The sequence below is a fragment of the Pseudactinotalea sp. genome, from assembly GCF_048594945.1.
Taxonomy (GTDB): domain Bacteria; phylum Actinomycetota; class Actinomycetes; order Actinomycetales; family Beutenbergiaceae; genus Pseudactinotalea.
The window spans coordinates 1-6,888 of the sequence record NZ_JBMDXJ010000052.1; the positions used below are offsets into that span (position 1 = coordinate 1).

At 69.8% G+C, this 6,888-nt stretch carries 9 protein-coding genes; 5 read left to right on the top strand and 4 right to left on the bottom strand.

What is annotated here, in order from left to right:
- The 5 genes from ACOJSN_RS02480 to pgl form a co-directional block, all read left to right on the top strand.
- On the top strand, positions 1-269 hold a 269-nt coding region (locus ACOJSN_RS02480; RefSeq protein ID WP_420110927.1), incomplete at its 5' end, for a transketolase-like TK C-terminal-containing protein.
- A 12-nt stretch (positions 270-281) separates the two neighbouring features.
- A complete protein-coding gene (gene tal, locus ACOJSN_RS02485) occupies positions 282-1,409 on the top strand; it encodes a transaldolase (protein WP_420110928.1) in 1,128 nt (375 codons plus the stop codon).
- Entirely contained in the window at positions 1,409-2,947 is a 1,539-nt protein-coding gene (zwf, locus tag ACOJSN_RS02490; RefSeq protein WP_420110929.1) for a glucose-6-phosphate dehydrogenase, read from the top strand. The genes tal and zwf overlap by 1 nt, the downstream gene beginning before the upstream one ends.
- Positions 2,944-3,870, top strand: coding sequence for a glucose-6-phosphate dehydrogenase assembly protein OpcA (locus tag ACOJSN_RS02495; protein ID WP_420110930.1), 927 nt, complete (start codon positions 2,944-2,946; stop codon positions 3,868-3,870). Before zwf ends, ACOJSN_RS02495 begins: the two co-directional genes overlap by 4 nt.
- Positions 3,867-4,610: a 6-phosphogluconolactonase gene (gene pgl / locus ACOJSN_RS02500; protein WP_420110931.1), complete on the top strand. Its 744-nt coding sequence runs from the start codon at positions 3,867-3,869 to the stop codon at positions 4,608-4,610. Before ACOJSN_RS02495 ends, pgl begins: the two co-directional genes overlap by 4 nt.
- Before the next feature lie 24 nt (positions 4,611-4,634).
- Here pgl and ACOJSN_RS02505 read toward each other — a convergent pair whose 3' ends face one another.
- The 4 genes from ACOJSN_RS02505 to tpiA form a co-directional block, all read right to left on the bottom strand.
- Positions 4,635-5,372, bottom strand: coding sequence for a DUF6882 domain-containing protein (locus ACOJSN_RS02505; protein ID WP_420110932.1), 738 nt, complete (start codon positions 5,370-5,372; stop codon positions 4,635-4,637).
- Between the two features lie 27 nt (positions 5,373-5,399).
- Complete coding sequence (locus tag ACOJSN_RS02510) at positions 5,400-5,747, bottom strand: RNA polymerase-binding protein RbpA (protein WP_420110933.1); 348 nt, start codon at positions 5,745-5,747, stop codon at positions 5,400-5,402.
- 35 nt (positions 5,748-5,782) lie between these two features.
- Positions 5,783-6,028 carry a preprotein translocase subunit SecG gene (secG, locus tag ACOJSN_RS02515; protein ID WP_420110934.1) on the bottom strand — a complete coding sequence of 82 codons (246 nt, stop codon included), beginning with the start codon at positions 6,026-6,028 and terminating at the stop codon, positions 5,783-5,785.
- A gap of 64 nt (positions 6,029-6,092) precedes the next feature.
- Entirely contained in the window at positions 6,093-6,869 is a 777-nt protein-coding gene (gene tpiA, locus ACOJSN_RS02520) for a triose-phosphate isomerase (protein ID WP_420110935.1), read from the bottom strand.
- Positions 6,870-6,888: the final 19 nt, after the last annotated feature.

Sequence of the window (6,888 nt, forward strand, 5' to 3'; positions counted from 1 at the left end):
CGGTGCTGCCGGCTGCTGTGCGCGCACGGGTCAGCGTCGAGGCCGGGATCGCCCAGCCCTGGTACCAGTACCTGGGCGACTCCGGACGAGCGATCTCGCTCGAGCACTTCGGCGCCTCGGCCGATGCCAAGACACTGTTCCGCGAGTTCGGCTTCACGCCCGAGGCCGTGGTGGCCGCGGCGCGGGACTCGATCGCCGCCGCTGGTGGCGACGCACCGGGCCACGCCGCGACTCCCAGCGAGTCGGGCACCGGTGACCAGAAGGCCTGAGAGGAACGCACGATGACGGAGAACACCTCGCACAGCGGCGACGCACTCGCCCGCATCAGCGACGCCGGGGTCTCGGTGTGGCTGGACGACCTCTCCCGCGGGGAGCTGCAGGACGGCACGCTCGCGTCGCTGGTCGCCGAGCGGCACGTGGTCGGTGTGACCACCAATCCGACGATCTTCGCCAAGGCGGTCTCGGAGGGGAACGCCTATGACGCGCAGCTCGGTGAGCTCAGCGCGTCCGGCACCACGGTCGATGACGCGGTTCTGCAGGTGACCACGGACGATGTCCGGACCGCGTGTGACTTGTTCGCGCCGGTCTACGAGGCCACCGGTGGCCAGGATGGTCGGGTCTCGATCGAGGTCGACCCACGCCTGGCGCACGATACCGAGGGCACCATCGCCGCCGCGAGCTGGCTGTGGCGCACCGTGGACCGCCCGAACGTCATGATCAAGATTCCGGCCACGCCCGAGGGGCTACCGGCGATCACCGAGGCGATCGGTGCCGGCATCAGCGTCAACGTGACGCTGATCTTCAGCCTGGACCGGTACCGCGCGGTCGCCCAGGCCTACGTCGACGGGCTTGAGCACGCCGCGTCCCAGGGGATCGACCTCAGCACGATCCGATCGGTGGCGTCGCTGTTCCTGTCCCGCATCGACGCCAAGGTCGACCCGGCGCTCGACGAGATCGGCACCGAGGAGGCTGCGGCCCTACGCGGAACCGCCGCCGTGGCCAACGCCCGGCTCGCGTACGAGATCCACCAGGAAGTGTTCGCGACGCCGCGGTTCGCCTCGCTCGAGGGTGCGCACCCCCAGCGCCCGCTCTGGGCCTCGACCGGCACCAAGGACCCGGCGTACCCGGACACGAAGTACGTCGACGAGCTGGTCACCGCCGGGGTGGTGAACACGATGCCACGGGCCACCCTCGAGGCCGTCGCGGACCACTCGGAGGCGACAGGCGCCGACGTGGTGCAGGGCAGCTACGACCAGGCCCGCGAGCAGCTGGACACGATCACGAGGATCGGGGTGCCGTTCGAGCAGATCCTCGCCGACCTCGAGACGGCAGGCGTGGCCTCCTTCGAGAAGAGCTGGGCCGAGCTGCTCGACACCGTGAGCGACGGACTCCGTGGACAGGTGGACTGATGCCCGCACGCATCGCTGAAGGCGTCAACCCGCTGCGGCTGCCCGGCGACCGGCGCCTCCCCCGGATCGCCGGACCCTCCGGTCTGGTGATCTTCGGCGTCACGGGTGACCTCGCTCGCCGCAAGCTGATGCCCGCGGTCTACGACCTCGCGAACAGAGGACTGCTCCCACCCGGATTCGCGCTGGTCGGTTTCGCACGGCGCGACTGGCAGGACCAGGACTTCCGCGCGATCGTGCGCAAGGCCGTCAAGGAGAACGCCCGCACGCCGTTCGACGAGAAGGTATGGGACCAGCTGTCCGAGGGGATCCGGTTCGTCTCGGGCACCTTCGACGATGACAAGGCCTTCCAACGGCTCGCCCGCACCGTGACGAAGCTGGACGAGGAGCGAGGAACCGGCGGCAACCACGCGTTCTACCTCTCGATCCCGCCCGGGCAGTTCCCGCTCGTGTGCACCCAGCTCGCCAAGGTCGGGCTGTCGGCACCGCACGAGGGCAACTGGCGCCGCGTGGTCATCGAGAAGCCGTTCGGCCACGATCTGGAGTCGGCACAGGAGCTCGACCGTGTGGTGTCCGAGGTGTTCCCGCCGGACTCGGTGTTCCGCATCGACCACTACCTGGGCAAGGAGACCGTACAGAACCTGTTGGCCCTCCGGTTCGCGAACCAGATGTTCGAGCCGATCTGGAACGCCAACTACGTGGACCACGTGCAGATCACGATGGCCGAGGACATCGGCATCGGCTCGCGCGCGGGCTACTACGACGGTATCGGCGCGGCTCGCGACGTGATCCAGAACCACCTGCTGCAGCTGCTGGCGCTGACGGCCATGGAGGAACCGGCCTCGTTCGAGGCTGGCGCCTTGCGGGACGAGAAGGAGAAGGTGCTCTCCGCCGTCCGACTCCCCCGCGACCTGGGCCGACACACCGCCCGCGGCCAGTACACGGCCGGCTGGCAGGGCGGCGAGGAGGTGATCGGCTTCCTCGACGAGGACGGCATGGACCCGTCGTCACGCACCGAGTCCTATGCAGCGATCCGGGTGGACATCGACAACCGGCGCTGGGCGGGCGTGCCGTTCTACCTGCGTACCGGCAAGCGCCTGGGACGCCGCGTCACCGAGATCGCGGTGGTGTTCAAGCGAGCACCGCATCTGCCGTTCGACCTGCAGGACACTCAGGAGCTCGGCCACAACGCCATCGTCATCCGGGTGCAGCCAGACGAGGGCGTGACGATCCGGTTCGGCTCCAAGGTGCCGGGCACCGCGATGGAGGTGCGCGACGTCACGATGGACTTCGGGTACGGCCACGCCTTCACCGAGTCCTCCCCCGAGGCGTACGAACGGCTGATCCTCGACGTGCTGCTCGGCGACCCGCCGCTGTTCCCGCGCCAGCGCGAGGTCGAGCTGTCCTGGGAGATCCTCGACCCGGTGCTGGACTACTGGGAGCGACGCGGCAAGCCGGACCCGTACCGGCCCGGCAGCTGGGGTCCCGACTCGGCGGACGAGATGCTGGCACGCGACGGACGTACCTGGAGGCGACCGTGAAGATCTCCCTCGCTGACACGACGGCCTCGGCTGTCGCGAGCAAGCTCGTGGACCTCCGTGAGGAGGGTGGAGCGGTAGCGCTCGGTCGCGTGCTCACACTGATCGTCGTCGCTGACGGCGCCGACATCGAGACGGCCATCGCGGCCGCGAACGTCGCGAGCATGGAGCACCCCTGCCGTGTCATCGTGATCAAGCCGGGTGACGGCCGCAGGGCGGCCGGACTCGACGCCGAGATCAGGGTGGGCGCCGATGCCGGGGCGAGCGACGTCGTCGTGCTCGAGCCTCGGGGACCGGGCCGCAACGAGGTCGACACGTTGGTGACCCCGTTGCTGCTCCCGGACGCCCCGATCGTGGTGTGGTGGCCGAAGGATCCACCGGCAGACCTGGGCGCCGACCTGCTCGGGAAGATGGCCCAGCGCCGGATCTCCGACGTGGGCGAGTGCGGCAACGCGATCGAGCTGCTGCGCCTGCTCGCGGACGCCTACACCCCCGGGGACACCGACCTGAGCTGGGCACGCACCACCCTCTGGCGCGGTGTGGTGGCTGCTGCTCTCGACGAGCGCCCCTACGACAGCGTGCGTGAGGTGCGCGTGTACGGCAGCAAGAACCGCCCCTCGGCGCACCTGTTCGCGGGGTGGCTCGCGTACGCGCTCAAGATCCCGGTCACGCTCGAGCATGTGCCGGGCTCGTCGGCGGTGGACGGGATCGACCTCGTCCGCCGCAGCGGCACGATCACGATGCGCAGGCCCGTGGGCAGCGCCGTGGTCACGATCGAGCACCCGGATCAACCCGAGCGCCGCATCGCGATGGCGAAGCGCCCACTCGAGGACTGCCTGATGGAGGATCTGCGCCGGCTCGACCCGGACGAGACCTACCAGCTGGCTCTCGTCAAGGGGCTGCCGAAGGTGACGGTGGAAGGGTGAGCAACGAGCGCGCCGTGATCGTCCACCCGGATGCCGACGCCGTTGCGCGGGCCACGGCGGCTCGGCTGCTGCTCGCTCTGCTCGATGCCCAATCGGTGCGCCCGGCGGTGCATGTCGCGCTCACAGGCGGCACGGTCGGTACAAAGACACTGGCGGAGGTCGCGGAGTCGCCCTTGCTGGACCTCGTGGACTGGTCCGGCGTACACCTCTGGTGGGGCGACGACCGGTTCGTGCCGACCGGCGACGGCGACCGCAATGCCACGCAGGCCCACCAGGCGTTGATCGACGGCCTCCCGATCCCTGCGGGCAACGTGCATGCACTGCCGGCGTCCGACGAGGCAGCAGACCTGGACTACGCCGTGACGGTCGCGCGTGCCGAGCTCTCCTCGTGGGCTCCCGACGGCGGCTCGCACCCGGTCTTCGACGTCACGCTGCTCGGGGTGGGTCCCGATGGCCATGTGGCCTCGCTGTTCCCGGGCAAGCCGACACTGCAGGTGCACGACGCCGCCGCCGTGGGCGAGCCCGACTCCCCCAAGCCGCCACCGGCTCGGATCTCGCTCACCCTGCCGGTTCTCAACGACTCCCGTCAGGTGTGGTTCGTGGTCGCGGGTGCAGACAAGCGCGATGCCGTCGACGACGTGCTCCGTGGCGGCTCTGACCTTCCCGCGGCCAAGGTGAGCGGGAGCGACGTGACGCTGTGGCTGCTCGACGCCGCCGCGGCGGGCAGCCCCGCACCCTGAGACCACGGCCGACTGCGCCTCCGATCAGGAGCGCGGCGGCGGCACGAGGTGGAGCGAGAGGGTGGCGAGTCTGCCCTGGGCATCCCAGGCGGCGGTGATTCGCGAGCCGCGCGCATCGCTGATCTCCAGCGTCGAGTCATGCTCACGTACCGGAAAGTTCCCGTGCCGGGCGAGTCCGAGCAGGGAGGCTCGTTGATCTGTGGTCGTCGAGGTGTCAAGGGCGCTGGTCAGCCCGGCTCCGTCGCGCGCCAGGTCCACGGGCCGCAGCCCGACCCCTTCGAGCAGGAAGACGATCCTGCTGCCGCCACCCGAGGGAACCGAGTAGTACGGGGTCTCGCCGGTCGCCTCCACGGCCGCGGCGGCGATGACGTGGGCGAGGTTGGCGACGTCGGCGCCGAGCTCCTCACCGGTGGCGTCGGTCTGGAACGGGACCTCGGGCGCGGTCAGGTCGGCGATTCCGTGCTGCTCCCCGAGGGCGCGAAGCCGCTCGGCCGCACCTCGATGCACGGCCTGCGGATGCGCCCAGCCCCACAGGATCGAGCGTGGACCGGGTGCGATGCTCGCGACGAGGTGCGCGCGTGCCTCGATGATCCTGCTCCCGTCGGCCGCCGACGTGAACCAGACCCGCCCCGCAGGGAGATCGGCGTCCCACCTGAACTCGCCGAGCTCGGCTTCCAGGCGTTCCTGCAGCCGTCGCTGACCGATCGTGGCGTACAGCGCACCGTGATCGGCGACCGACTGAATCCCTGCAGGCGTCAGCACCCTGTCAGCCTACGGCGAGGTGCGCGCTCAGCCGCCGCGGCGGGCGCGAAGCGCGGCCAGCGCCTCGTCCAGGAGTGCGGCGCCATCCTCGTCGGAGCGACGCTCCTTCACGTAGGCCAGGTGAGTCTTGTACGGCTCGTTCTTGGGCGGCGAGGGAGGGTTGTCCTTGTCCTGGCCGGCCGGGAGCCCGCATCGGGGGCAGTCCCACGTCTCGGGGACGACCATGCCGGGCTCCTCCGAGAAGCTCGGCCGCGTCTGATGACCCGCGGAGCACCAGTAGGAGACCCACACCCGAGGTGCGGCCTCGCCGCGCTCGGCCTCGCCCATCGGTCCCGCACCGACACGAGATCCCCGGATCGCACTTCCACCTGCCACGACTGAACCGCTTCCCTGTCGACGCTGCGAATGAACTACAGGCTGACGCGCTGGACCAGACCCAGCAGCACGATGACGACCGTCCAGACCACCGCGGTCCCCACGGTGATCCGGTTGAGGTTGCGCTCAGCCACACCGGAGCTTCCGATGCTGGCGGACAGCCCACCGCCGAACATGTCGGAGAGGCCACCGCCCTTCCCCTTGTGCATGAGGATCGTCATGATCAGCAGCAGGCTGGTGATCACCAGCAGCACCTGCAGAACGATGGTCAGCGCGCCCACGCGCAACTCCTTACTGACAAACCCATGCCGACGAAACCCGGGGACCGGACGAGTTTACCCCGACTCAGAGACCCACCTGGTGCGACTGGTAACGAACGATCGAGCCGAACTCCTCGGCGTCCAGGCTCGCACCGCCGACCAGCGCGCCGTCGACGTCGGCCTGCGCCATGATCGATGCCACGTTGCCCGACTTCACCGAGCCGCCGTAGAGCACCCGAACCTGGTTCGCCACCTCGGCGCCGTACAGCTCGCCGAGCTTGCCACGGATCGCGCCGCAGACCTCTTGGGCGTCCTCGGGTGTGGCGACCTCACCGGTGCCGATCGCCCAGACGGGCTCGTACGCGACCACGCAGCGCGCGGCCTGCTCGGCCTCGATGCCGGCGAACGCGCCCTCGACCTGCGCGAGCGTATAGGAGACCTGCTCCCCCGCCTTGCGCACATCGAGGCCCTCGCCCACGCAGATGATCGGGGTCAGGTCCGCGCCGAGCGCTGCCTTCGACTTCGCCGAGACCAGCGCATCGTCTTCGGCGTGGTATTCGCGGCGCTCGCTGTGACCCACGACGACGTAGCTCACCCCGAGCCGGGACAGCATCGCCGCCGAGATCTCACCGGTGTACGCGCCACTGGCGTGCGCGGAGATGTCCTGGGAGCCGTAACGGATCTCCAGCTTGTCGGCGTCGACCAGCGTCTGCACCGAGCGCAGGTCGGTGAACGGCGGAACCACGACGACCTCGACCGAGGCGTAGTCGTGCTTGGCGTCCTTGAGCCCCCACGCCAGCTTCTGCACCAGGTGCGTCGCCTGCAGGTGGTCGAGGTTCATCTTCCAGTTGCCCGCCATCAGGGGCGTCCGGCCGTGCGTG